Below are 23,032 nucleotides of genomic sequence, written 5' to 3'. Positions count from 1 at the left end.
CTTATTTTTTCGTGTTTAGGAAAGAAAACGATTGCCTGTGATCCATTAAAATTTCACGTGTAACCTGTGGCAACCGTTACATTTTTGAATTGATTTTATAGTGATCAATTCTACATAAATATGAAATCAATCTGTCACCTTTGAGATGTTAATTTAAACTGGGTCAAGTTTATCGGTATGGCTTGATTTTGTGTTTGCAACGTTGACCATGACCTCCCCCTCACAAGCAGTGGATTTTTCAAGTTCAAAGGTATGATAATGAAACAACGTCTTATTCTAAAAACAGCGCTCAGCGCGGCTATTCTTACAGCCCTTATGGGTTGCGCAACTCAACCCACTCATGAGTGGAAAGAAGATACGACTTATAAACTCACCGTGTTACACACTAATGACCACCACGGTCGTTTCTGGCAAAACAAATATGGCGAGTATGGTATGGCTGCACGTAAAACGCTGATCGACGATCTTCGCTCTGATATTGAAGCTGAAGGCGGCAGCGTACTGCTTCTTTCTGGTGGCGATATTAATACCGGAGTTCCTGAATCTGATCTGCAAGATGCAGAGCCTGATTTTAAAGGTATGAGCAAGATTGGTTATGATGCGATGGCGTTAGGTAACCATGAATTCGATAACCCGCTCGAGGTTCTGTTTAAGCAAAAAGAGTGGGCGAATTTCCCAATGCTGTCGGCCAACATTTACGATAAAGCGACCGGAAAACGTCTATTCCAAGCCTACCAAATGTTTGATAAACAGGGCGTAAAAATAGCGGTTATCGGTTTAACGACTGAAGATACCGCTAAAATCGGCAACCCTGAATACATTGGTGGTATTGAGTTTAGAGATCCAAAAGAAGAAGCGAAAAAACTGATCGCAGAAATTGAGAAAACGGAAAAGCCGGACCTTATTTTTGCCGTTACCCACATGGGCCATTATGAAAATGGTCAACGTGGTGTGAATGCACCGGGTGATGTTGCGCTTGCACGATACTTGGATGAAGGTTCTCTCGATATGATCGTCGGCGGCCACTCTCAAGAGCCTGTCTGCATGGAAGGCCCTAATGTGGTGAAGAAAAACTTCCATCCGGGAGATGAATGTAAGCCTGATATGCAAAACGGTACTTACATAGTGCAAGCGCATGAATGGGGTAAGTATGTTGGCCGTGCGGATTACGAATTCCGTAATGGTGAACTGAACATGGTGAGCTACAACCTGATCCCCGTAAACTTGAAGAAAAAAGTGAAAGTGAATGGCGAGAGTAAGCGCGTACTGATTCAAGATCAAATCGCTGAAGATCCAGAAATGCTTAACTTTTTGCGCCCATATCAAGAACAAGGTCAAGAGAAACTGAATGTGGTCATTGCACAAAGTAATGGCAAGTTAGAAGGGGATCGCAACGTTGTGCGTTTCCAACAAACAAATTTAGGCCGTTTGATTGCACTTTCTCATATGGAACGTGCAAAAGCCGACTTTGCGGTGATGAATTCTGGCGGCGTGCGTGATTCGATTGATGCAGGAAAAATCACTTATAAAGATGTGCTTAAAGTACAACCTTTTGCCAATATTCTCACTTATACCGATATGACCGGGGCTGAAGTGTTGGATTACCTCAATGAAGTGGCGACCAAACCTGTTGATTCTGGCGCTTATGTACAATTCGCGGGGATTTCGATGACAGTGGCCAATGGTAAGGTATCGAACGTCTTTATTGGTGATAAGCAGCTCCGTTTGGACGAAACGTATCGCTTCACCGTGCCTAGTTACAATGCAGCAGGTGGTGATGGTTATCCAAAAATCTCCGATCATCCAGGTTATGTGAATACGGGGTTTGTGGACGCGGAAGTATTGAAAGATTACCTCGAAGCACATAGTCCAATTGATGTGAACCAATATGCGCCAGCGGGCGAAATTGTCTATAAGTGATAGCGCGATAAAGAGTTTGACTCATTGTGAGCAATCATTTTAACTAAAGGCGGTGCTTAGGCATCGCTTTTTTATTGGCACTAACGGTTACTTTGAGATAAGCACGATGACACCTGCGATTGATTTGGCGAAAAAGAAAAAAATTCCTCATACTCTCCATCAATATCAACATGATCCTAATCACAGCAGTTATGGTTTAGAAGCGGCTGAGGTTTTGGGACAAGATCCGAAAAAAGTGTTTAAAACACTGCTGTTTTGCTTAAATGGCGAGCCGAAAAATCTCGCTGTCGCGATTATTCCTGTTGATCAAAAATTAAACTTAAAGCGTGCGGCCAAAGCGGCTAAGTCGAAAAAAGCGGAAATGGCTAATCCAGACATAGCGCAAAAAACCACGGGTTATGTGGTCGGCGGCATTAGCCCACTTGGGCAGAAAAAAGCACTACCGACCTTCATTCATCTCAGCGCAGAAGATCAATCGACCATCTGTGTCAGTGCAGGTAAGCGCGGTTTAGAGATTGAATTGGCACCGAGCGATCTTGCGTTATTAACGCGAGGTGAGTTTGTTGAATTGTGTCAAGAATAGAGAATGAAAATCCGGCCTCGATTGAGGCCGGATTGACTGGCAAAATTAGTTCTTCAGTTTGATCTCTTCTTCCATCTGGGCGTTATCCACCACATGGTTTTCTCCTAAGTCATTAGGAAGGATCAAGTTTAGAATAATGGCTACGATACCGCATAAGCTGACACCTTGTAGGCTAAACTCTCCGATACCAAAGGCCATGCCGCCGATACCAAACACTAATGTCACTGCCACAATCACTAAGTTACGAGACTTGTGAAGATCGACATGATTTTTAATCAGTGTGTTTAGGCCAACCGTTGCAATTGAACCGAACAGCAAAATCATAATCCCGCCCATTACGGGAATTGGAATGGTTTGTAGTAGCGCGCCCAGCTTACCAACCAATGCTAATACAATCGCGGTGATCGCAGCCCAAGTCATGATTACTGGATTAAAGGCTTTCGTCAGCATTACGGCACCCGTCACTTCGCTGTACGTAGTGTTTGGTGGCGCACCCAGCATCGAGGCTGCGATGGTGGCAACACCGTCACCCGCAATGGTGCGATGTAGCCCAGGTTTCTTGATGTAATCTTTTCCAGTGACGTTTGAGATCGCGAGCATATCGCCCACGTGTTCGACTGCCGGAGCAATTGCAACCGGGATCATGAACAAGATAGCGTTGATGTTGAACTCAGGGAAAGTGAAGTTCGGCATTGACAGCCAAGCCGCTTGCGTAACAGGAGTAAAATCCACTACACCAAAATAGAGGCCCAAAAGATAGCCTGCAAAAATACCGCCGCAGATCGGCAACAGTTTGAGAAAACCTTTGGCAAAGACGCTAATCGTGATAGTGGTTAACAGTGAAACGCAAGAGATCCACATCGCTACATCTGAGCTAATCAGTTGTACCGAACCATCTCCAGTTTTACCTAGCGCCATGTTTACAGCAACAGGCGCAAGGCCTAAGCCAATCACCATGATCACTGGGCCAACGACCACAGGAGGTAAAATTTTGTGGATGATTTCGACGCCACGGACTTTGATGATCGCTCCCAGTAGTATGTAGACAAAACCAGCGGCCACTAAACCGCCCATCGTCGAGGCAACGCCCCAAGTTTGGATGCCAAACATAATCGGTGCAATAAAGGCAAAAGAAGAAGCAAGAAAGATGGGGACAGAGCGGCGAGTAATAAGTTGGAATAAAAGGGTACCGACACCGGCGCCAAATAGTGCAACGTTAGGATCAAGCCCAGTTAACAGCGGGACAAGAACCAGCGCACCAAATGCGACGAAGAGCATCTGTGCGCCTTGGATGGCATTTTTCATCATGATTTCCCTGAAGCAAAATAAAAATTCGCCGGATTCTATCACTTTTGCAAACGATTGCCATTGAAACTAGATCAAATAAAGTCACAAATGTTGATGAAATTATCACCGAACTCTGCCGTGGATTCCTTGCCGCGGACCGGATAGTTGCTTATCATCGACGTTCACAAAACAGATCATAGGAACAGTATGCGCTATTTAGCTATGTTGGTGATGAGCTTACTCACTCTCCCTGCTTATGCCTTAACCAAGGTCGACTTATACCATACCGAAGTCGTGATTGATCAACAGCAAAACAATGCCGACGCGAATGCTCGTATCAAAGGGATGAGCGAAGTGATTGTTCGAGCTTCGGGTGATAGGAATGCGGTGAACAATGAGGTGATTAAAAAAGCCTTAAGGCAGAATTCGCAATATTTAGCGCAAATCAGTTATGGTCAAAATGGGGCGCAATCTTCGATTGTTATGGGGTTTAGCGCACCGCATATCCGCACATTACTAACTCAAGCTCAATTACCATTTTGGCCTGAAAACCGAGCTAATGTTTTAGTCTGGTTGATTGAAGAGTCAGGTTATGACCGCAGTATCGCTTGGGAGCATTCTGACACGAGTACGTTAAAACAGCTTAAAGGCGCGACTCAAACTCGCGGTTTGCCTATCACAGTACCTGTGGGTGATTTTGATGATATTACCGGTGTGGAAGTATCGGATTTGTGGGGCGGTTTCGTGCAGCCTATCAGCATGGCTAGCCAACGTTATCCAACCGATGCTGTATTGGTGGTCAGAGTGCAAAGTAATGGTGTGCGTTGGAGTTTGTATGATCAACCTGCCGTTCAAATCACACAAGCGACGAAAGCGCCACTGTCTGGTCAAGCGTCTGGTGACGATGCCATTGAACAAATGGTCGATCAATTGAGTGATTACTATGCAAGAAAGAGCTCGGTTATCGTGGCCAGTGAATCCTCTTCTTCGCTGCTTGCTCGTTTTAGCCCGATTGATGATGCAATGGATTTCTTTACCTTGGAGAATAAGTTGAAGCGCTTAAGCTCTGTTGCTTCTTTGGACATTCTCAAGATTCAAGGTGAGGAAATCACTTTCGAAGTGCATTTGTTGGCTTCAGAGTCCGAGTTTGAGCAAGAAGTGCTACGCATGGGCAAAGTCGCTAAAATTGACGACCCACAGCCAGAGAGTGTGCCAACACAGCTTACCCCAGCAGCAGAGGTTGATGATTCTGCTGTGGAGTCAGGCTCTTTGCAAGTCATACCTGAATCGTCATTATCTCAGGCCATCACTGAACCAGTGAAGCGAGTGCTCTCTTTTGAGTGGCAAGCGTAAAGTACTCAGTCACCCCTTGAACAAATGCTGAGATAATCAAAAAGAGCCCATCAGGGCTCTTTTTGCATGAGAAGAATAGGCAATCCTGTCATGGATTGACTCTATGGTTGGTTATCGTGGGTAAAATTGGCTTTCTCTTGCTTTTCGACTTCGGATAGACGCTTGAGTTTCAGTCCGAGCTCTTTACCGCGATGGCGAGCATACAAGGTATTACCGACAAAAGCGGCAAATGTCAGTAGTAGTTCCACTACCGCTAACCAGCGCTCCCCTCCATCAACATAAATCAGCGTCAATGCGTGTAGAAAGTAGAGCATTAAAACAAAGTTGGCCCAGGCGTGAGTGTAGGGTTTTCCGGCCAAAATTCCCGGTAATGGTAAAAGCAGTGGCATAACCCATGCAATGGCCAATGCAACATGATTAAGATGAGGGTGAGGAGAGAGCGAGAATTGCCATAAAACCACCCATATAATTAGGGATAAGTTACTCAGTAAAGCTAGCCATCGGTACTGCTTGGTGCTTGGCATCATTTCTGCCGTCATAATCTGTCCTTTAATCGGCTGGCTAGCATTGCCAGCCGTTTTCCTAAATTTTTAGCCAGTTCACTTTCGTGCGTAGTGAGCTGTGGCGAGTGTGCTGCGACATGGCTTGCACCATATGGCGTGCCTCCAGAGGTTGTGGTATGCAGTGCAGGCTCTGAATAAGGGATGCCAACGATTAACATGCCATGATGCATCAGTGGCAGCATCATACTCTGTTGCGTACTCTCTTGGCCGCCATGCAAAGAGGATGAAGAAGTAAACACGCAAGCGGGTTTATCAATTAATGCACCGCTAATCCATAAAGGGGTCGTTTGGTCCCAAAAGTGCTTCAGTGGCGCGGCCATATTGCCAAACCAGACTGGGCTGCCAAAAGCCAGACCATCACATTGCTTTAACTCATCCAGAGTAAGGTAAGGATCGGCTGCTTGCTCGGCATGACTGTCTAGTGCAGGGACTGTGCGTAGGATTGCTTCAGCACCTTGCGCTTCAATACCGCGTGCGATTTGCCGTGCTAGAGCTTGCGTTGAACCGTGCCTGCTGTAATAAAGTACGACGACTTTAATACTCATAAAATCTCAAGTACTTGCTCTGGTGGGCGGCCGTGGCGCGCTTTACCATTGGCGACAACAATGGGACGCTCAATCAACTTAGGGTGCGCGGCCATGGCGGAAAACAGCTGATCATCAGTAAGTGCATCATCACTTAGGCCAAGTTCTTTATAGAGCTCTTCTTTAGTGCGCATCATGTCACGAACCTGCTGTAGCCTGAGTTGAGCGTACAAGGTTTTCAACTGTTCGATGGTTGGCGCTTGGTCTAAATATTTGATGATCTGTGGCTTTAACTGGCGGTCTTCTAGCAGTGCCAGAGTTTCACGACTTTTTGAGCATTTAGGGTTGTGATAAATCACGACAGACATAACTTCTCCTCGTTGTATTGTGATTATTGGAGTGATAAGAATCGGTCTCGTTGCACCATCAATTGGTCAATGCGTGCATCGTAGCGAGCTTGTTCTAAGCTGCCAAGTTCAGCGAGTTGACTTGCTTGAGTGTAATATTGAATCGCTTTATTCCAATTAGCTTTGAGCGCTAGAAGCTCCGCCCGCGCAGCGAGATCTTCTTGGCTATTGCCAATGCCGATATTCGCTTCTGATAGCAAATGCCAGCCGTTGGTATCATTAGGGTTGTCATGGGTGTAGCGCTGCAATACCCGAATGGCATCAGACAATTTATCTTGTTTTAACAAGCTGTTGGCGTAGTTAATTGTTAAGGTTGGATTGTTCGGTTTCTGTTTGAGCGCCTTCTCGAGCAAGGTTTGGGCTTTGGCCGCTTGATTTAGAGCGATATCGAGATCGGCCATCGCATCAAGATAGAAATTGTTTGTTGGGTCTTGTGCAACCAGCTTTGATAAAATCGCCTCTGATTTATCAAATTGCTTGCTATCGAGATAAACCAAGGCTTTGCCATATTGGAAGGCTGGCGCGAGAGCCGTACTCTCTTTTTTCTCCGCACGCTTAAACCAATCAAGAGCGGCTTCATTATCAATCCCAGCATAGCGAGCAACAATTCGCGAGCGTGCTAAATGGTAATCCAACGAAGGTTGAAGGCGCATAGGCGGGTAGTGTTGGGCACGCTCACGGCTGTCGGTAATACGATCTTCTGGCAGCGGATGGGTTAGTAACATTGGTGGCGGTTTACTAGCGTAACGATATTCATCAGCGAGGCGGCCAAAAAACCTTGGCATGGCTTGGGCATCAAACCCCGCTTTGGCTAGCGTTGCAATACCAAATCGGTCAGCCTCTTTTTCATTACTGCGCGTATAGTTTATTTGGCTTTGCATACTGCCTGCGGTGGTGGCGGTAATGGCGGCAATGCCCACTTCAGGTGCCGCAATGGCCAATAACAAAGAGCCTGCCAATGCGGCGATTGTTGCTGGTGAGCGTCTGGCTTGGTCTTCCATACTGCGTGCTAAATGGCGCTGCGTGACGTGGGCAATTTCGTGCGAAAGAACCGAAGCGAGTTCGCTTTCTGTTTGTGCATGCAAAAACAGCCCAGAGTGCAACGCAACATAACCGCCAAAGAAGGCAAACGCATTGATGTTGCGATCGCGGATCATAAAAAAGGTGAACGGCGTTTTTACATCGTTGGCATTGGCAACCAATTTATGCCCTAGGCTATCGATGTACTCGTTTATCACCGGATCATTGACGATAGGCTGGCTGTTACGCAGCATGCGCATATAAGCATCACCATAAATAAGCTCTTGATCAATCGTCAAGGTCGAACCTGCTACTGTCCCAATGTCCGGTAGCTCTATGGTGTCGGCATAGCTCAAGGAAGGGGCGTTTATCGCCACAGTAATACAGAGGCAAAGTAAGGATCGAGCGCGTTTAAACTTCATATTTGTCAGTGATATTCCGTGATCTTCTTGTCTGTATGACATTGAATGTGTGAATTGGTTTCCAACTCAAAATAACGGCCAAAAATTGTAGAGAGAGAAGAGTAAGCCAGCCGGTGTTTGAGTATCGATAAACACTGGCATGCCAGTCAAAACTCGATACAATGGCAGGCCTATATTAAGCATTGAGCAGAAGAATGGAACCAAATATTCTGGATTTACGCCAGCAGCGTTGTCCGATGGCTTTATTACTTGCGAAGCGTCACACTGTTCAATTGGTTTTGGGTGAGGTATTAGACATTTGGCTTAACGACGTCAGCTCAGGACAGGATATAGAAAAATATTTGTCTGCTCATGGCTTTCGTTGCCAGTGGAACACGTCACCCGGCTATTTTTGGCTAAAAGTAATTAAGGAACTCGATTAAATGTTTGAAATGGTAACTCGTTGGTATCAAAGACGCTTTTCTGATCCTCATGCCGTTAGTCTGGTTGCTATTCTGTTTTTTGGTTTTGTAACGATATATTTCTTCGGCCATTTGATTGCGCCGCTGCTTGTGGCCATTGTGCTGGCGTATTTACTTGAGTGGCCAGTAATGCAATTGCGCCGTTTTGGGCTTCCTAGGTCCGTTTCCGTAATTTTGGTGATTTTGCTATTTGTCGGTTTGATGCTGCTGGCTATCTTTGGTTTAGTACCAACCATTTGGAAACAGGTTGGTAATTTAATCAATGACATTCCTAACATGTATGCAGGGTTGCAAAGCTTCATTTTGAGTATTCCTGAACGTTACCCTGAACTCGATAACTTACAGATTGTTGAGTCGGTGATAAGCAATGCTAAGAACCAGGCTTTAGGTATGGGGGAAAGTGTCGTTAAAGGGTCACTTGCTTCTCTTGTGAGTTTGGCCACCTTGGGTGTCTATCTCATTTTAGTGCCGTTGCTGGTCTTCTTTTTATTGAAAGATAAGAATGAAATGCTGCGAATGACCAGTGGGTTATTGCCACGCAACCGTAAACTCGCGGCTAAAGTATGGCAAGAGATGAACCAACAAATCTCAAACTACATCCGTGGAAAAGTGTTAGAAATACTGATTGTTGGTAGTATCAGTTACGTCACTTTCGCCATTCTTGATTTACGTTATTCTGTGTTACTTGCTGTGGCTGTGGGTCTATCGGTTTTGATCCCTTATATTGGCGCGGCCGCTGTGACGGTGCCAGTTGCCATCGTCGGTCTCTTCCAATGGGGCATGACTCCGCCGTTTTACACATTATTAATTGCTTATGGCATCATCCAAGCTTTGGATGGCAACGTATTGGTTCCCGTTCTATTTTCTGAAGCCGTTAATCTACATCCCGTTGCTATCATTGTCGCGGTGTTAGTCTTTGGTGGGCTATGGGGGTTTTGGGGCGTATTTTTTGCAATTCCTCTTGCCACTCTAGTAAAAGCAGTATGGCATGCTTTGCCCAGCACTGATGAACCTGTTGTTGAGGCTGAATCACCCTAAAATCACTGAATTATAAATAAAAAATAGAGAGTAAACAGAATCTCTAAGGAAGCCTAAACCGTAATCGTTTTAGGCTTTTTTTTTGCCAAATAGTAAATATTGATTAGACTGAACTAAGTGGATGTGTAAAAAAGCTATAGATTTTTTGTAACTTGGCGATAACTAACTATAACCACAACAATGATAATTAATTTGGCATCAATGAGGGATACTTATGAAGTTTAGCCAAAAAATAGTTGCAGCTTCTTCTGCACTTCTGCTTGTTACCGTCTCGCTTATTTCCATTCAGCAACTGAGCATTGTGCGCTCGGAAATAGAATCCCTAGTTACAAAAAGTCTGAGTGAAATGGAAGCTGGGGTCAAAAACACCATTGTTTCTGAAATGGAAAGTAAAAAAACCTTGGCTCAATCGACGACTGAAGTGATTGAGCTTGATCCGCTCAACCGGGATTACGTTAAAAATATTCTTGAAAAGCCGAAATTGAAAAAAAGCTTTTTAGCCATAGGGTTAGGGTATGAATCCGATGGTAAAGTGGTGGAGAATGATGACGGTTGGGAACCAAGCGCCGATTACGATCCTCGCAAGCGCCCTTGGTTTGTGGATGCTAAAGCATCGAAAAAACTTATCGTTACAGCGCCGTATGTCGATATTTCTACCAAAAATGTGATCATTTCTATTGGTACGCCTATTTACGATCAAGGTCGATTCTCTGGTGCCATGTTCTACGATATGGAATTGACGGGTTTAGCTGAATTGGTGAACTCTATTAATTTATTCGATGCGGGTTACCTCTTTATTGTTTCAGGTGACGGAGCGACGATTGCCCACCCTGATACCAAAAATAATGGTGAGAAGTTATCGACTTATTTACCACAAGTGACTCTGAAAGAGGGGGACCAACAGATTGAAATTGATGGTACCCGTTATCTCGTCAGCTTCACTCATATTCCAAGTGAGAACTGGTACATCGGTGCGATTGTTGATGAATCCATCGCCTTCAATGCGATTGGCGTATTACGCAATAGCTCTATTATCTATACGTTAATTGGGCTTGTGTTGAGTGTGATTGGCTTGACGCTACTGATTAAAGTGTTAATGCGTCCATTAGGTGTGCTCAATGAAGCGATTCAAGATGTCGCCTCAGGGCAGGGGGATTTAACCAAACGCTTGGATACCAATACGGACCAAGAGTTTGCTCAACTCGCATCAGGGTTTAATACCTTTACTGAGACGCTGCAAAAGCAGATCACGCAATCAAAAGCGATTGGTGAAGAGATCATGCGTGGCACAGAGCTCACGGTGCAAGGTGCTCATGAGTCAGCAGAAGCGATGCGCACTCAGTTACAAGAGTTAGAGCAACTAGCCACTGCAATGCACGAAATGGCAGTGACATCGACAGAAGTCGCCAATAATGCGCAAGGTGCAGCAGCAGCGGCGAAAGAAGCCGATGAAGCAACGCAAGATGGTTCCAGTGTGGTCAGTGAAACGACATTGTCGATCGACAATTTATCGGCCCGCATTGACCAAGCGGTGGAAGAGGTGAAAGGCCTAGAGTCCGCGACGGCGAATATTGAAACTATTTTGAAAGTGATTAATGACATTGCTGATCAAACTAACTTGCTTGCCTTAAACGCGGCGATTGAAGCGGCTCGAGCGGGTGAATCTGGCCGTGGTTTTGCCGTTGTTGCTGATGAAGTGCGTACACTAGCTCAGCGCACTCAGCAATCGACCACCGAAATTCGCAGTATGATTGAGCAATTACAAGCAGGAGCGAGTTCGGTTTCTTCGGCTATGAATGAAAGTAAAACGACGGCTGTTGATGCGGTAAATAAAGCGAAAACGGCAAATTCGGCACTGAACCGTATTCGTGATGCGATACAAGTGATTTCGGACATGAATATCCAAATTGCATCTGCGGCAGAAGAGCAAAGCCTTGTGGCTGAAGAGATCAACACCAATACAGTGAAGATTAAAGATTTGTCGACGCAAGTGGCACAATCTGCTGAAGAAGCCAATATCGCAATGCAGGTTCAAACGGAAAACGTTCGTGAGCAAGATGCTCTGCTCAATAAGTTCATTGTGTAATTACACATCAACTTTTGATTAGCCGTGTTACAAAAATGCCAGTATTAAGAACTGGCATTTTTTATTTCAGTCGAGCTTTGATTATTGGGCGTTTAGATAATCAAGTACCACTTCATGGTGATCTTTGGTTTTGAATTTATCAAAAACCTGTTCAATGATACCTTGCTCGTTAATTAAAAAGCTAATCCGGTGTAGGCCATCATAAACTTTGCCCATGAACTTCTTCTCACCCCATACGCCGAACTGCTCAGCAACCACGTGGTCTTCATCGGATAATAAAGTAAAGTTTAAGTGATCACGTTCAATGAACTTTCCTAAACGCTTCACGGGATCTGTGCTGACTCCGAGTACCACTACGTTATGAGCATCGAGTTCTGCTTTTACATCTCGAAGGCCTTGAGCCTGAACAGTACAACCTGGTGTCATGGCTTTAGGATAAAAGTAGAACAACACCTTTTTCCCTGAGAAATCAGCAAGGGAAACGGTATTTCCATCTTGATCTAAAAGTGAAAAAGCAGGTGCTGGCGTGCCTGCAGTAAGCGTTTTCATTATTCTTCCTTTTTTATTGACTGTTTTTTATAAAGTTGAGCGAACCTTGTACATCCAGTGTCTTGCATAAACTGTCAAATTCTTCTTGTAGTTGCATTAAGTTACACCCTGAATCGACACTGGCGGTAATGGCAATATGAAATTGGTCGTGATCAAGATGTAACTTCGATTTATGAATCGTCTGCGCACTCAGTGAAGCCATACCAATATTACGATTGGCAAAAAATTGAGTGAATTTCTCTGTTAGGCCAATTTTGTCTTCAGACTCAACAAACACTTCAACCGTATAGGCATTATCTTGATAATCATGAGGTGATGTACGTTTCATGATGGTGATGAGATCATGTTGTTGGCCTAATAAAGGTAAGGTTGTCTCTACTCGGGTGATGTGGTTTGTATTGCCAGAGACCAGCATGATGAGCGTGAACTCTTTGCCAAACAAAGCAATTCGGCTATCGATGATATTGCAGCCTGATTGCGTAACTAAACGTACCACTTCATTACAGATACCAGGGCGGTCTGTCCCTACAGCAGTGATCACTAGATGCTGAGTCATAATATCGCTTCACTTTTATCGTTTTGGGCATGTTATCACAGTTAAATTATAGAGGAACGGTGGTGGAATAGCTTTTTAAGAACTCCGTCTTGAAAATAACGTGTTGTTGACATCGACATATTCAGATCCGCTATAAAGTTGCCCTTAATTGATGTTGTTTGTTAAACCTCTAACATCTGATAAATATTCATCCAAATGGGCTGATTAAGCGAATTTAATCCCTTGTGTTTTTCAATCGCCTTACAGTACCATGCAGAAAGTAACAAATTAGGGAGATGGACATGTTTTCAGGAAGTATCGTAGCGCTCATTACACCGTTTAATCATGATGGTGAGGTTGATTTTGTTAGTTTGAAGAAGCTGGTGGACTTTCACGTGACAGCCGGAACTGACGCCATTGTTGCCGTCGGAACAACGGGTGAATCTGCCACGCTAACCGTTGAAGAGCATGTCAAAGTTGTCGCAAAAACCGTCGAGTTTGCCGAAGGACGTATTCCTGTGATTGCGGGAACGGGTGCGAATGCTACTCATGAGGCGGTAACGTTTAGCCGTTTATTAAATAACACAGGTATTGCTGGCTGTTTAAGTGTGACTCCTTATTACAATAAACCAACCCAAGAAGGTTTATTTCAACACTACAAAGCAATTTCTCAAGAGACTGATATCCCTCAGATTCTCTATAATGTACCAGGCCGTACAGCGGTGGATTTGCGTCCTGAAACCGTCGCTCGCCTTGCTGAAATTAAAACGATTGTCGCTTTGAAAGATGCAACGGGTGATTTGAGCCGAGTGGCTCTTCATCGTGAGCTTTGTGGAAAAGACTTTATTTTATTAAGTGGCGATGACGCGACGGGTTTGGAGTTTGTTAAATTAGGTGGACAAGGTGTTATTTCGGTGACGAATAATATTGCCGCTAAAGATATGGCGCAGATGATGCACTTAGCATTAGAAGGCCGGTTCGACGAGGCTGAGCTTATTAATCAACGTTTAATGCCTTTGCATAAAGGTCTGTTTGTTGAGTCGAGCCCGATTCCAGTGAAATGGGCTGCTCACAAAATGGGATTGATTACAAATGGTGATCTACGTCTACCTTTGACTGAACTGTCTGAACCAGCACGACCAACTGTTGCCCAAGCCATGACCGAAGCTTGTATCTTCTAAATCGATTCAATATTGTGCCGAGGCTTTTTCCTCGGCAGTCTAGGAGTTTGAATGAAATTTACTCATCAGCTAGTTATCAGTTCACTAGCTGTTTTTGTTTTAAGCGCATGTGCTGGTAACGCTTCTCAGCGTCGCCAAGCAAAAGATGATTTTGCTTATTTAGAAACCCCGGCTCTAAAAGAGTGGCAACTTCCTGAAGGAGCCACTCCGCAGTTTTATCTTAACTACCAAATACCAGAAGGTGACTTCCAAGGTGGCATTGGCCGTACTGTGGATATTCGTCCTCCTCAACAAGTATTAGAATTGATCCCTGGCGCGCGTGCCGAGCGCCAAAATGGCGAAGTGACATTATGGATGATCAAGCAAGATGAAGCCGACAAGGTGTGGCAAACTGCGTTAGCCATGCTTAAAGAGCGAAACATTGGTATCGCTGCACAAAGTGAAAACCAGATTGATACTGATTGGGTGACTTGGGTTTCTGAAGATGAAGAAGTTGAGATTGGTAGCCGCTACCAAATCTCACGAGTGATGGCGAATAATCGTTTTGGCTTTAAGATTTCATTGACTGGTTGGCGTGAAGGTGACAAAGAGATGCCAGTGAGTGCCACCAATAAAGAGCGTTATAATGCGTTCATGACCAATTTGGTCACGGCTCGTTACGATACCGATCTACGTCAAGAAGCAGCACGTAAAGCTCAACAGTTGGTTAAACAGATCCCCATTACGATGGGCAGTGACCGTAGTGGTTTCCCTGTCATTATTGCTCGTACCTCTTACGATGTTCTGTGGCAACGTTTGCCTAATCTTATGCCGCAGTTCGGTTTTACGCTCGAAGAGCGCAATCAATCTCAAGGTACAATAAAAGCGAAATACTCCGCGCCAGATGACGCCTTTTGGCAAGACATTGGGGTGAAACCTATCTCGCTGAAAAGTGGAACTTACACCTTCTTATTAGGTGATCTAGGCAACCGTACCTCGATCAACGTGACCAATTCAGCCGGCAAGCCGGTGGAAGAGGATCTATTGAAAGATATGGTGCCTGTACTGTCGGCGATTGCCGAGCGTCAGTAATTGTGATGACGAATCCATGAAAAATAAAGGGACGAAAGTCCCTTTATCTTTGCTCTGAATCTGAGTCTTCGTGCTTATCAAGTTCGTTGAGTTTATCCAGATCACTCTTCTTTCCTTTCAAGCCAAATTTCATGTTAGCCGTGTATTTCAGCGCGGCAATATTACCGATAAACACCGCTAAGATTACAATAGTGATAACCCAAGGGTTGGTAATGAATTCCATATTAGGACTCCGGTTGGCTGATGTTAACAATGTACTGAGTGTAGATCCGATCTAAGTTCTCTTGTACCGTCGACACACCTAGGAGCGGCATGTTTTCAAGCTGTGTCGCCAATACGCTTGGCGTCAACAGGTCAAGACAGTCTTTAGCCGCTGTTTTGTGGCTAATATGCCAAGGTTCAAACGCAACACCGCCTTTCTTTCCTTGGTAGGGGAAGAAAAAACCAAATTTAGGTAAATGCTCCTTCATCCATTGGTAAAAAGGAGCTTGGTGGCCTGAGAGATATTCCCACGGTTCAAGCTTGAGCGTGACACCTGTCGGTAATGCTTTGCGATCAAAAACATCAAAGTCACACCCCCAATGGTGGCGGCTGCTACCGGGCAGCGCTGACCAGCGCAAAATCGTGAATATCTTTTGTTCTTCGCTTAACTGAGCAGGGTTTACCGGTTGACTGTTATTATCAAGTAATTCGGCTTGCCCTGACATTTTCCGATTCCAGATGTTCAACTGGCGTTCAAAATCACGAAACCCACTGGCGATATGGAAATCAAAACCAGCGTCGTCAGCCGCTTGCTTTAGATCGAGCAAATCTTGGATCACCCCGGGGTGAACCAAGAAAGATTTCTGCCCAATCAGCACTGATGTTAAATGGGAGTCGGTTTGTCCGGTCAACTGCTCTGGAGTCATGGGTTACACCAATAAATTCTCTAGGGTTTTTTGGTACATATCCGTCAGTTTCTCTAAATCGGCAATCTTAACGCACTCATTAACTTTATGAATTGTCGCGTTAACAGGACCAAGTTCGACCACTTGTGCGCCCATCTGGGCAATAAAGCGTCCATCAGATGTGCCCCCCGTCGTTAATAGCTCTGGGGATTTGTGGTTCACCTCATCGACGGCTTTAACGACGGCAGTCAGTAATGAGCCCGTATCGGTCAAGAAAGGTTGGCCGCTTAACGTCCAGCGCAATTCATAATCCAATCCATGGGCATCTAAGATAGAATGCACGCGGCGCTTGATCTCTTCATCGGTTAACTCGGTACTGAAACGGAAGTTAAACTGCACGTCAAACTCACCGGGGATGACATTTGATGCTCCCGTGCCAGCTTGCAAGTTTGGAATTTGGAAGCTGGTCGGTGGGAAATAAGCGTTCCCTTCATCCCATTTTATTGCCGCAAGTTCGGCTAACGCAGGCAAGGCTTGGTGAATCGGGTTATTAGCAAGGTGAGGATAAGCAACGTGTCCTTGAATCCCTTTTATCTGTAGATCGCCTGTAATTGAGCCACGACGGCCATTTTTTATCACATCGCCCACATTTAATGTACTCGATGGCTCACCGACGATACACATATCAATTGGCTCATTACGCGCCATTAACGTATTGACTACGCGAGTGGTGCCATTGATGAATGGCCCTTCTTCATCTGAAGTGATCAAAAAGGCAATCGAACCTTGATGGTTAGGGTGCTGTTCAATAAAGCGCTCGACAGCGACAACCATGCAAGCAAGCGAGCCTTTCATATCTGCCGCCCCGCGCCCATGTAAATAACCATCAATTACAGTCGGTTCAAACGGCGCTGTATGCCACTGCGCTAAAGGACCCGCGGGAACCACATCCGTATGGCCAGCAAAGGCAAAAAGAGGCGATTGAGTGCCGCGGCGAGCCCAAAAATTAGTGGTATCTTCAAAGACCATTGTTTCCACTTCAAACCCTAGCGCTTGTAAGCGTTTAATCATCAGGTCTTGGCAACCTGCATCCTCAGGAGTTACTGATTGGCGACTAATGAGATCTTTTGCGAGCGCCAGTACAGGGCTGTCTGTCATCCTTGAAATCCTTGTATTAAGAGAAAATAGCAGAGTATTGCTGAGCATTAAAACCGAGATGGTAATGGGTGTCGACCAATAAAATAGGTCGTTTGATCATAGCAGGTTGCTCAACCAGCAAGGTCACTGCATTGTTAGCATCTAATGACTCTTTTTGTGAGGGCGTGAGCTGACGAAAAGTTGTACCGCGTTTATTGAGTACATTTTCCCAACCAAGCGCTTGGCAAAACTGAGCCACGAGCTCGGCATCAATACCTTGTTTGCGGTAGTCATGAAATTGGTAATCCACCCCCGCAGCTTCCAACCATTTCCGTGCTTTTTTAATGGTGTCGCAGTTGGGGATGCCATACATGGTGATCGTCATAAAAATCCTTGTTGAGGCGTATTATTTTTTTAATGGTCAAATCCTATCAGGAAGCGCTGTGGCTTACAAAATAGAGATGCTTTTATTTCGTTGTTTAAAAAAAATGTGTTTCAGTTGCTTACGATTGGAAAGTTATTGATCGAACGCAACACTCTAAATGTGAAAACAGAAATAATGAAGCGGCACAGTAATAGGAGGTGTCAATGGAACTGAGTCCTGTTTTTGCAAGGCGACTGTATTTAGCTTTGTTAGTAGAAAGCCTTGAAAGACCAAACGTGCCCAAACTCATCGAAAAAACGGGGTGGCCTCGCCGTACGATTCAGGATGTCCTGAAAGCACTGCCAGGAATAGGGATTGAACTGATGTTTGTTCAAGATGGAAGGCGTCACAATGATGGTTACTATCAACTCTCTGATTGGGGGCCATTTGATAGTCAATGGGTATTAGATCGTCGCTGTGATATTGCGACTAGCCTTGGATTTAGTGCATAAGCCAGCATTTGCTGGCTTTTTTTATGGTGTTTTCATATCCACATTGGGTAAGCAACGATAAACAGTACCGAAAATCGTGACAGAGGTTTTGAAATAATTGGAGTAGTCGAGCGTTACTGTATCGCCTCCCAGTTGATGAGCGTGAGTTTTTAGCTCGTTTACTGCCCTTCGAATTAATTTGTCATTGGGAATGAGCCAAGAGCTGAACCAGTAACCTTCACTGCCTGTCACATCCCCTAACCAGTCACACTGACCAGCATCAAATCCGGCATCAGTACGAATTTGGATGCGATCTGCATCGTTTGGGAGTGGGCTGTGTGATGAGCTACAGCCTATCATTAGCGCTGCCAGCAATAATATAGACAGTCTTTTCATCAGTTTAACCTTTCAGAACTAGATAAGAGATAAAACCAAGCCAGCTCACGATCAGCAGTGCCCAAGGTAACCATGAGGTCGATACCAAGCTGGATGAAGTTTCAATGTGTGCGGGTTCTTCTTCCGTATTTTGTGCGGTTTTCTTTAGCTGCAATGCTCTTTTTTTGGCTTTATCTGCCTGTCGGCTTTTCTCTTTTTGCTGCTTTTTATACAAGGCTATGCCTTTCTCAATGCCTTGAGCGATCAGCTTGGTTTGTTCTTTCGTTTGCCCTTGCTTTTGAGTGGCTAAGGCGACTTTCATGGCTTGTTGCTGAGTTTGTTCTGAGGGAATAATCGTTTTATTCATAACGTTTACAAGCGGCTATAGACAGGCGCTTACCCTATCACGTATCGTCATCCTTCACTATTGAGATTGATCACTATGCGTGATGTTCAAGTTAGAAACTGGTCAAGAGCAAAAGATCTGGCTAGCTATTTGAAATCGATTCGCTAAAGTAAAAACGTTTTTTTAAAAGAGCGAAGGTATTGATGCGTTATGCGTTAGAGCGATACGACCAACATGGTTTTCTTAAAGCCCCTAAACTTATCTGGCTTGGTTGGTTATTTTTGGCAAAAGCTTGGGTTGTTTTCGTGGTGGCAGGAGCAAGCCGAGATAATGGTACGACGATTTTAACCATTGTTTACCCAGACCATTCGATGCTTTATTTGGGGTTGATTATAGGGTTGCCAAGTATCATTCTGATGTGGCTTATCAGCTTACGTGCTCCTGAACGATCGTGGCTAAACCGCATCGTCAGCATGGGAAAACCGCTGACGTTACTTATGGTTATCTTGCAATTTATGCAAACGCTTTATCATATCTATTTAGAGCACGGCGTTTTTAATTGGGCCAATGCAAGCACACTGTTGGTGCTGTTATGGTTTGGCCTATATCTACTGAAGAGTAAAAGTGTGCGTGATTGTTTTTCTATCCCGCTCATAGACAAGGCGTGATCCCAATCAAGGTCGCCCCAAAAAACTGAATTACACTGAGCAAAAATAAGTAAGTGAGGATATTTTATGACACAACCTCAAACCGCGATTCTGCCTGAAGCAGGTCCGTTTGCACTATTTAGCCTTTTAAAAGTAAAGCAAAATCCGGCGCATGTTTTAGCGCAATTAAAAGCATTGCCCGCTTTAGTCAATGAGATAAATCAACATCAACCCGGCGCTGAATTAACCGTGTCGGTCGCATTTACTCGCACCTTTTGGCAGCGTTTAAACCAAAGCATACCACAAGAGCTGATTGATTTTCCTGAGCTTGGTGAAGGCGAAACCATAGCACCAAGTACCGAGGTGGATGTGTTGATTCACTGCCATTCTCAGCGTCATGACTTGCTGTTTTATGTGTTGCGTAAATGGATGGAACCCGTGGCTGAGTTGGTTGAAATGGTGGATGAAACCTACTCATTTCGTTACTTAGATGCGCGAGATATGACGGACTTTATCGATGGCACTGAAAACCCTAAAGCCGAAAAACGTCAAGAAGTTGCACTGATTGCTGATGGTGAATTTGCTGGCGGCAGCTATGTGATGTTGCAGCGTTTTGTGCATAACCTTCCAGCTTGGAATCGCTTAAATGTGGCGGCGCAAGAAAAAGTGATTGGGCGCACTAAGCCTGATTCGATTGAGCTTGATAATGTACCAGCAGCGTCTCACGTTGGCCGTGTCGATATCAAAGAAGAGGGGAAAGGGCTAAAAATTGTTCGTCACAGCTTACCTTACGGTACGGTGAGTGGTGAGCACGGTTTACTATTCATTGCTTATTGCCATACGCTGCATAACTTTAAAGTGATGTTGGAAAGTATGTATGGTGTGGCGGACGGTAAAACAGACCAACTGCTGCGCTTTACCAAGGCCGTAACGGGTGCGTACTTTTTTGCCCCTTCAGCTGAGATGCTGCAACATCTTGAACTAAAGTAAGTTTCAATACTGACCTACTATCGGACCGAGCCTTGTGCTCGGTTTTTCTTTTTTAAGCATTTTATGTAAAGAAAAGCGTCTACTGTCCGATAAAGAGATCATTCATTCTATGGCATGGGTCTGTTATGGCAATTACCGTTAATACCAATGTTTCTGCTTTGATTGCGCAGCGCCACTTAGGCTCAGCAAGCGAAATGTTGAATCAATCTTTGGAGCGTCTTGCTTCCGGGAAGCGTATTAATAGTGCCAAAGATGATGCTGCAGGTTTACAAATTTCGAATCGCCTTGAGTCGCAAATGAGGGGCTTAGATGTCGCTGTACGCAATGCTAATGATGGCATTTCAATCATGCAGACTGCTGAAGGTGCAATGCAAGAGACCACCAGCCTGCTTCAGCGTATGCGAGATCTCTCTTTGCAGTCGGCGAATGGCGCGAACAGTAAAGCGGATAGGCAAGCTTTACAGGAAGAAATGGGCGCCTTGAACGATGAATTAAACCGAATTGCTGAAACCACCTCTTTTGGTGGTCGTAAGTTACTGAACGGTTCGTTTGGTCAATCCTCATTTCAGATAGGGGCGAGCTCTGGCGAAGCAGTGCAAGTTTCGTTAAAAAATATGCGTTCAGACAGTTTGGATATGGGGGGCTTTAGCTATGTTGCGGCAGGCATGGCGGATAGCCAGTGGCGGGTGACACAAGATAATCGGCAGCTCACCATGAGCTATACCGATGCCAAGGGAAAACAGCACAACATTCAAATCCAAGCAAAAGTAGGGGACGATATTGAAGAGTTGGCAACCTACATCAATGGGCAAACCGATAAAGTATCGGCGTCAGTCAACGACAAAGGACAGCTACAGCTGTTCATGGCGGGTAAAGAAACCTCTGGGACTATTGATTTTAAAGGTAGCTTAGCCAATCAGTTGCAAATGAATGTGACGGGATATGAAGCAGTAGACACTCTTGATATTACCGAAGTCGGTGGTGCGCAGCGGGCGGTTGCCGTCATTGATACCGCAATGCAGTACGTTGATAGCCATCGCTCTGAGTTAGGCGCGTTGCAAAACCGTTTTAACCACGCCATCAACAACCTCGACAACGTACATGAAAACCTCGCTTCTTCAAACAGTCGAATTAAAGATACGGACTATGCGAAAGAGACCACCCAAATGGTAAAACAGCAAATCCTACAACAAGTCAGTATCTCTATTCTTGCGCAAGCCAAAAAACAGCCAAACCTAGCATTGGCCTTACTTCGCTAGCGATAAAAATCAACAATTATCGACCTTTATCAACAACTCTTTAGCGAAATTATTACCTTTTTGATGGGTTTTTGACCTCTTGTCCTGTTTTTTACACTAAACACATTTTTTTTAAGAAAATTGAAAAAAAATCCTCAAGCTTTGGAAAATACCGCCGTTATAAAAAGTAACTTTGAGAGAACTATTTGGTTTTCCGAGACGTCGGAAACCGGAAACATCGGAAAATCAATTGGAGTAATCACCATGGCAGTTAATGTAAATACCAACGTATCAGCGATGACAGCACAGCGTTACCTAAACGGCGCTAGCAATGCACAACAAACATCAATGGAACGCCTATCTTCTGGCTTTAAAATCAACAGCGCAAAAGATGATGCGGCAGGCCTACAAATCTCTAACCGTTTGAATGTTCAGAGCCGCGGTCTTGACGTAGCAGTACGTAATGCGAATGACGGTATTTCTATTGCACAAACCGCTGAGGGTGCGATGAATGAAACGACCAACATTTTGCAACGTATGCGTGACTTGTCACTGCAATCAGCTAACGGTTCAAACTCAAAAGCAGACCGTGTAGCGATTCAAGAAGAAGTCACCGCTCTGAATGACGAGTTAAACCGTATCGCAGAAACCACATCATTTGGTGGTAACAAATTACTTAACGGTACTTTTGAAACTAAGTCATTCCAAATCGGTGCGGATAACGGTGAAGCCGTCATGCTTAGCCTAAACAACATGCGTAGTGACAATGCTATGATGGGCGGCACAAGCTACCAAGCGGCGAACGGCAAAGATAAAGATTGGTCAGTTCAAGCCGGCAGCAACGATCTACAAATCACACTGAAAGATACTTCAGGTACAGATCAGACTATCAATATCTCAGCTAAAGAAGGCGATGATATTGAAGAGTTGGCGACTTACATCAACGGCCAAACTGATATGGTGAAAGCATCAGTTGATGATGAAGGAAAACTACAAGTCTTCGCTGGCAGTAATAAAGTAGAAGGCCCTGTAACATTCGCAGGTGGTCTTGCTGGTGAGCTCGGCATGCAAGCTGGTCAAGCTGTTACCGTAGATGTCATTGATGTGACCTCTGTGGGTGGCGCTCAAGAATCGGTTGCCATTGTTGATGCTGCACTGCAATTTGTAGATAGCCACCGCGCACAATTAGGTGCATTCCAAAATCGCTTTAGCCATGCAATCAGCAACTTAGATAACATTAACGAAAACGTGAGTGCTTCTAAGAGCCGCATTAAAGATACTGACTTTGCCAAAGAAACAACAGCGCTTACTAAGTCGCAAATTCTTTCTCAAGCATCAAGCTCAGTGCTGGCTCAAGCAAAACAAGCGCCACAAGCGGCACTTAGCTTACTTGGCTAAAAGAGCCCAATAGCTCAAGAGTTATCCTTAATGAAAATCCAGCCTCGGCTGGATTTTTTTGCTTAGCGGCAAAGTGGAAAAAGTGTTAGTCGATGCAGCATTATCTTTCTTACTTTTTGACGCTAATCACATTTCTCATGCTCGCTGCATAAATTTTAA

The 23,032-nt window shown here is 44.7% G+C and carries 26 protein-coding genes; 13 read left to right on the top strand and 13 right to left on the bottom strand.

Annotation, left to right across the window (positions count from 1 at the left end; translation table 11 throughout):
* Positions 1 to 258: 258 nt before the first annotated feature.
* Both ushA and ybaK read left to right on the top strand, forming a co-directional pair.
* Complete coding sequence (ushA, locus tag AACQ79_RS05905) at positions 259 to 1,920, top strand: bifunctional UDP-sugar hydrolase/5'-nucleotidase UshA (protein WP_069212142.1); 1,662 nt, start codon at positions 259 to 261, stop codon at positions 1,918 to 1,920.
* A 106-nt stretch (positions 1,921 to 2,026) separates the two neighbouring features.
* A complete protein-coding gene (gene ybaK / locus AACQ79_RS05900) occupies positions 2,027 to 2,503 on the top strand; it encodes a Cys-tRNA(Pro) deacylase (protein ID WP_026027304.1) in 477 nt (158 codons plus the stop codon).
* 45 nt (positions 2,504 to 2,548) lie between these two features.
* On the opposite strand, the gene AACQ79_RS05895 is transcribed toward ybaK, so the two are convergent.
* Positions 2,549 to 3,808 (bottom strand): uracil-xanthine permease family protein, encoded by a 1,260-nt coding sequence (locus AACQ79_RS05895; RefSeq protein ID WP_010320498.1) that lies wholly within the window; start codon positions 3,806 to 3,808, stop codon positions 2,549 to 2,551.
* Positions 3,809 to 3,997: 189 nt separating this feature from the next.
* Between AACQ79_RS05895 and AACQ79_RS05890 the strand changes: the two genes are divergently transcribed.
* Complete coding sequence (locus AACQ79_RS05890; protein WP_249339183.1) at positions 3,998 to 5,143, top strand: DUF2066 domain-containing protein; 1,146 nt, start codon at positions 3,998 to 4,000, stop codon at positions 5,141 to 5,143.
* A 101-nt stretch (positions 5,144 to 5,244) separates the two neighbouring features.
* Here AACQ79_RS05890 and AACQ79_RS05885 read toward each other — a convergent pair whose 3' ends face one another.
* The 4 genes from AACQ79_RS05885 to AACQ79_RS05870 are packed head-to-tail and all read right to left on the bottom strand — an operon-like array spanning position 5,245 to position 8,079.
* Positions 5,245 to 5,670, bottom strand: a complete 426-nt coding sequence (locus tag AACQ79_RS05885) for a DUF2069 domain-containing protein (protein WP_373433371.1) — start codon at positions 5,668 to 5,670, stop codon at positions 5,245 to 5,247.
* Positions 5,671 to 5,678: 8 nt separating this feature from the next.
* Positions 5,679 to 6,251 carry an NAD(P)H:quinone oxidoreductase gene (wrbA, locus tag AACQ79_RS05880; RefSeq protein ID WP_170898754.1) on the bottom strand — a complete coding sequence of 191 codons (573 nt, stop codon included), beginning with the start codon at positions 6,249 to 6,251 and terminating at the stop codon, positions 5,679 to 5,681.
* Complete coding sequence (gene arsC, locus AACQ79_RS05875) at positions 6,248 to 6,598, bottom strand: arsenate reductase (glutaredoxin) (protein ID WP_170898752.1); 351 nt, start codon at positions 6,596 to 6,598, stop codon at positions 6,248 to 6,250. Before arsC ends, wrbA begins: the two co-directional genes overlap by 4 nt.
* 23 nt (positions 6,599 to 6,621) lie before the next feature.
* On the bottom strand, positions 6,622 to 8,079 hold the full coding sequence (locus AACQ79_RS05870) for a beta-barrel assembly-enhancing protease (protein ID WP_170898750.1): 1,458 nt from the start codon (positions 8,077 to 8,079) through the stop codon (positions 6,622 to 6,624).
* Between the two features lie 194 nt (positions 8,080 to 8,273).
* Between AACQ79_RS05870 and AACQ79_RS05865 the strand changes: the two genes are divergently transcribed.
* The 3 genes from AACQ79_RS05865 (at position 8,274) to AACQ79_RS05855 (ending at position 11,664) form a co-directional block, all read left to right on the top strand.
* Entirely contained in the window at positions 8,274 to 8,501 is a 228-nt protein-coding gene (locus AACQ79_RS05865) for a sulfurtransferase TusA family protein (RefSeq protein WP_017042766.1), read from the top strand.
* Positions 8,502 to 9,578, top strand: a complete 1,077-nt coding sequence (locus tag AACQ79_RS05860; RefSeq protein ID WP_017042765.1) for an AI-2E family transporter — start codon at positions 8,502 to 8,504, stop codon at positions 9,576 to 9,578.
* Between the two features lie 214 nt (positions 9,579 to 9,792).
* Positions 9,793 to 11,664 carry a methyl-accepting chemotaxis protein gene (locus AACQ79_RS05855; protein WP_064625783.1) on the top strand — a complete coding sequence of 624 codons (1,872 nt, stop codon included), beginning with the start codon at positions 9,793 to 9,795 and terminating at the stop codon, positions 11,662 to 11,664.
* Between the two features lie 81 nt (positions 11,665 to 11,745).
* Here the strand turns inward: AACQ79_RS05855 and bcp are convergent, their stop codons facing one another.
* Both bcp and AACQ79_RS05845 read right to left on the bottom strand, forming a co-directional pair.
* Positions 11,746 to 12,213, bottom strand: coding sequence for a thioredoxin-dependent thiol peroxidase (bcp, locus tag AACQ79_RS05850; RefSeq protein WP_013856283.1), 468 nt, complete (start codon positions 12,211 to 12,213; stop codon positions 11,746 to 11,748).
* A gap of 13 nt (positions 12,214 to 12,226) precedes the next feature.
* On the bottom strand, positions 12,227 to 12,769 hold the full coding sequence (locus AACQ79_RS05845) for a glycine cleavage system protein R (RefSeq protein WP_013856284.1): 543 nt from the start codon (positions 12,767 to 12,769) through the stop codon (positions 12,227 to 12,229).
* A gap of 281 nt (positions 12,770 to 13,050) precedes the next feature.
* On the opposite strand from AACQ79_RS05845, the gene dapA reads away from it, so the two are divergent.
* Together dapA and bamC are read left to right on the top strand one after the other, a co-directional pair.
* A complete protein-coding gene (gene dapA, locus AACQ79_RS05840; protein ID WP_026027300.1) occupies positions 13,051 to 13,929 on the top strand; it encodes a 4-hydroxy-tetrahydrodipicolinate synthase in 879 nt (292 codons plus the stop codon).
* A gap of 51 nt (positions 13,930 to 13,980) precedes the next feature.
* Complete coding sequence (gene bamC / locus AACQ79_RS05835; RefSeq protein ID WP_170898748.1) at positions 13,981 to 15,000, top strand: outer membrane protein assembly factor BamC; 1,020 nt, start codon at positions 13,981 to 13,983, stop codon at positions 14,998 to 15,000.
* Between the two features lie 43 nt (positions 15,001 to 15,043).
* Here bamC and AACQ79_RS05830 read toward each other — a convergent pair whose 3' ends face one another.
* Genes AACQ79_RS05830 through AACQ79_RS05815 form a run of 4 tightly spaced genes read right to left on the bottom strand, consistent with a single transcriptional unit; the run spans position 15,044 to position 17,409 of the window.
* The gene (locus AACQ79_RS05830; protein WP_170898746.1) at positions 15,044 to 15,223 is read right to left on the bottom strand and encodes a DUF2897 family protein; all 180 of its coding nucleotides are present in this window, start codon (positions 15,221 to 15,223) and stop codon (positions 15,044 to 15,046) included.
* 1 nt (position 15,224) lies between these two features.
* On the bottom strand, positions 15,225 to 15,908 hold the full coding sequence (locus tag AACQ79_RS05825; protein ID WP_094500380.1) for a M15 family metallopeptidase: 684 nt from the start codon (positions 15,906 to 15,908) through the stop codon (positions 15,225 to 15,227).
* 3 nt (positions 15,909 to 15,911) lie between these two features.
* Entirely contained in the window at positions 15,912 to 17,045 is a 1,134-nt protein-coding gene (gene dapE, locus AACQ79_RS05820) for a succinyl-diaminopimelate desuccinylase (RefSeq protein WP_170898744.1), read from the bottom strand.
* 16 nt (positions 17,046 to 17,061) lie between these two features.
* Positions 17,062 to 17,409, bottom strand: coding sequence for an ArsC family reductase (locus AACQ79_RS05815; RefSeq protein WP_170898742.1), 348 nt, complete (start codon positions 17,407 to 17,409; stop codon positions 17,062 to 17,064).
* 203 nt (positions 17,410 to 17,612) lie between these two features.
* Between AACQ79_RS05815 and AACQ79_RS05810 the strand changes: the two genes are divergently transcribed.
* A complete protein-coding gene (locus AACQ79_RS05810) occupies positions 17,613 to 17,900 on the top strand; it encodes a winged helix-turn-helix domain-containing protein (RefSeq protein ID WP_010318729.1) in 288 nt (95 codons plus the stop codon).
* Positions 17,901 to 17,921: 21 nt separating this feature from the next.
* On the opposite strand, the gene AACQ79_RS05805 is transcribed toward AACQ79_RS05810, so the two are convergent.
* Positions 17,922 to 18,275, bottom strand: a complete 354-nt coding sequence (locus tag AACQ79_RS05805; protein ID WP_017047856.1) for a DUF4156 domain-containing protein — start codon at positions 18,273 to 18,275, stop codon at positions 17,922 to 17,924.
* Positions 18,276 to 18,279: 4 nt separating this feature from the next.
* A complete protein-coding gene (locus AACQ79_RS05800; RefSeq protein ID WP_017045746.1) occupies positions 18,280 to 18,621 on the bottom strand; it encodes a DUF2956 domain-containing protein in 342 nt (113 codons plus the stop codon).
* Between the two features lie 179 nt (positions 18,622 to 18,800).
* On the opposite strand from AACQ79_RS05800, the gene AACQ79_RS05795 reads away from it, so the two are divergent.
* From AACQ79_RS05795 to AACQ79_RS05780, 4 genes are all read left to right on the top strand, one after another.
* Positions 18,801 to 19,268 (top strand): DUF2919 domain-containing protein, encoded by a 468-nt coding sequence (locus AACQ79_RS05795; protein ID WP_017048865.1) that lies wholly within the window; start codon positions 18,801 to 18,803, stop codon positions 19,266 to 19,268.
* Between the two features lie 66 nt (positions 19,269 to 19,334).
* On the top strand, positions 19,335 to 20,237 hold the full coding sequence (locus tag AACQ79_RS05790; RefSeq protein WP_013856296.1) for a Dyp-type peroxidase: 903 nt from the start codon (positions 19,335 to 19,337) through the stop codon (positions 20,235 to 20,237).
* A 125-nt stretch (positions 20,238 to 20,362) separates the two neighbouring features.
* Positions 20,363 to 21,496, top strand: coding sequence for a flagellin (locus AACQ79_RS05785; protein ID WP_170898740.1), 1,134 nt, complete (start codon positions 20,363 to 20,365; stop codon positions 21,494 to 21,496).
* Between the two features lie 243 nt (positions 21,497 to 21,739).
* Complete coding sequence (locus AACQ79_RS05780) at positions 21,740 to 22,873, top strand: flagellin (RefSeq protein ID WP_013856299.1); 1,134 nt, start codon at positions 21,740 to 21,742, stop codon at positions 22,871 to 22,873.
* Positions 22,874 to 23,032: the final 159 nt, after the last annotated feature.

Source organism: Vibrio sp. 3-2(1), assembly GCF_963887575.1.
Lineage (GTDB): Bacteria > Pseudomonadota > Gammaproteobacteria > Enterobacterales > Vibrionaceae > Vibrio > Vibrio anguillarum.
The sequence above is the reverse complement of the archived record's forward strand: the minus strand, read 5'-3'. Positions and strand labels throughout refer to the sequence as shown.

Bases quoted from the DNA above. Each gene is read 5' to 3' on its own strand.
- ushA (WP_069212142.1), top strand. From the start codon at position 259: ATGAAACAACGTCTTATTCTAAAAACAGCGCTCAGCGCGGCTATTCTT.
- ybaK (WP_026027304.1), top strand. From the start codon at position 2,027: ATGACACCTGCGATTGATTTGGCGAAAAAGAAAAAAATTCCTCATACT.
- AACQ79_RS05895 (WP_010320498.1), bottom strand. From the start codon at position 3,808: ATGAAAAATGCCATCCAAGGCGCACAGATGCTCTTCGTCGCATTTGGT.
- AACQ79_RS05890 (WP_249339183.1), top strand. From the start codon at position 3,998: ATGCGCTATTTAGCTATGTTGGTGATGAGCTTACTCACTCTCCCTGCT.
- AACQ79_RS05885 (WP_373433371.1), bottom strand. From the start codon at position 5,670: ATGATGCCAAGCACCAAGCAGTACCGATGGCTAGCTTTACTGAGTAAC.
- wrbA (WP_170898754.1), bottom strand. From the start codon at position 6,251: ATGAGTATTAAAGTCGTCGTACTTTATTACAGCAGGCACGGTTCAACG.
- arsC (WP_170898752.1), bottom strand. From the start codon at position 6,598: ATGTCTGTCGTGATTTATCACAACCCTAAATGCTCAAAAAGTCGTGAA.
- AACQ79_RS05870 (WP_170898750.1), bottom strand. From the start codon at position 8,079: ATGAAGTTTAAACGCGCTCGATCCTTACTTTGCCTCTGTATTACTGTG.
- AACQ79_RS05865 (WP_017042766.1), top strand. From the start codon at position 8,274: ATGGAACCAAATATTCTGGATTTACGCCAGCAGCGTTGTCCGATGGCT.
- AACQ79_RS05860 (WP_017042765.1), top strand. From the start codon at position 8,502: ATGTTTGAAATGGTAACTCGTTGGTATCAAAGACGCTTTTCTGATCCT.
- AACQ79_RS05855 (WP_064625783.1), top strand. From the start codon at position 9,793: ATGAAGTTTAGCCAAAAAATAGTTGCAGCTTCTTCTGCACTTCTGCTT.
- bcp (WP_013856283.1), bottom strand. From the start codon at position 12,213: ATGAAAACGCTTACTGCAGGCACGCCAGCACCTGCTTTTTCACTTTTA.
- AACQ79_RS05845 (WP_013856284.1), bottom strand. From the start codon at position 12,769: ATGACTCAGCATCTAGTGATCACTGCTGTAGGGACAGACCGCCCTGGT.
- dapA (WP_026027300.1), top strand. From the start codon at position 13,051: ATGTTTTCAGGAAGTATCGTAGCGCTCATTACACCGTTTAATCATGAT.
- bamC (WP_170898748.1), top strand. From the start codon at position 13,981: ATGAAATTTACTCATCAGCTAGTTATCAGTTCACTAGCTGTTTTTGTT.
- AACQ79_RS05830 (WP_170898746.1), bottom strand. From the start codon at position 15,223: ATGGAATTCATTACCAACCCTTGGGTTATCACTATTGTAATCTTAGCG.
- AACQ79_RS05825 (WP_094500380.1), bottom strand. From the start codon at position 15,908: ATGACTCCAGAGCAGTTGACCGGACAAACCGACTCCCATTTAACATCA.
- dapE (WP_170898744.1), bottom strand. From the start codon at position 17,045: ATGACAGACAGCCCTGTACTGGCGCTCGCAAAAGATCTCATTAGTCGC.
- AACQ79_RS05815 (WP_170898742.1), bottom strand. From the start codon at position 17,409: ATGACGATCACCATGTATGGCATCCCCAACTGCGACACCATTAAAAAA.
- AACQ79_RS05810 (WP_010318729.1), top strand. From the start codon at position 17,613: ATGGAACTGAGTCCTGTTTTTGCAAGGCGACTGTATTTAGCTTTGTTA.
- AACQ79_RS05805 (WP_017047856.1), bottom strand. From the start codon at position 18,275: ATGAAAAGACTGTCTATATTATTGCTGGCAGCGCTAATGATAGGCTGT.
- AACQ79_RS05800 (WP_017045746.1), bottom strand. From the start codon at position 18,621: ATGAATAAAACGATTATTCCCTCAGAACAAACTCAGCAACAAGCCATG.
- AACQ79_RS05790 (WP_013856296.1), top strand. From the start codon at position 19,335: ATGACACAACCTCAAACCGCGATTCTGCCTGAAGCAGGTCCGTTTGCA.
- AACQ79_RS05785 (WP_170898740.1), top strand. From the start codon at position 20,363: ATGGCAATTACCGTTAATACCAATGTTTCTGCTTTGATTGCGCAGCGC.
- AACQ79_RS05780 (WP_013856299.1), top strand. From the start codon at position 21,740: ATGGCAGTTAATGTAAATACCAACGTATCAGCGATGACAGCACAGCGT.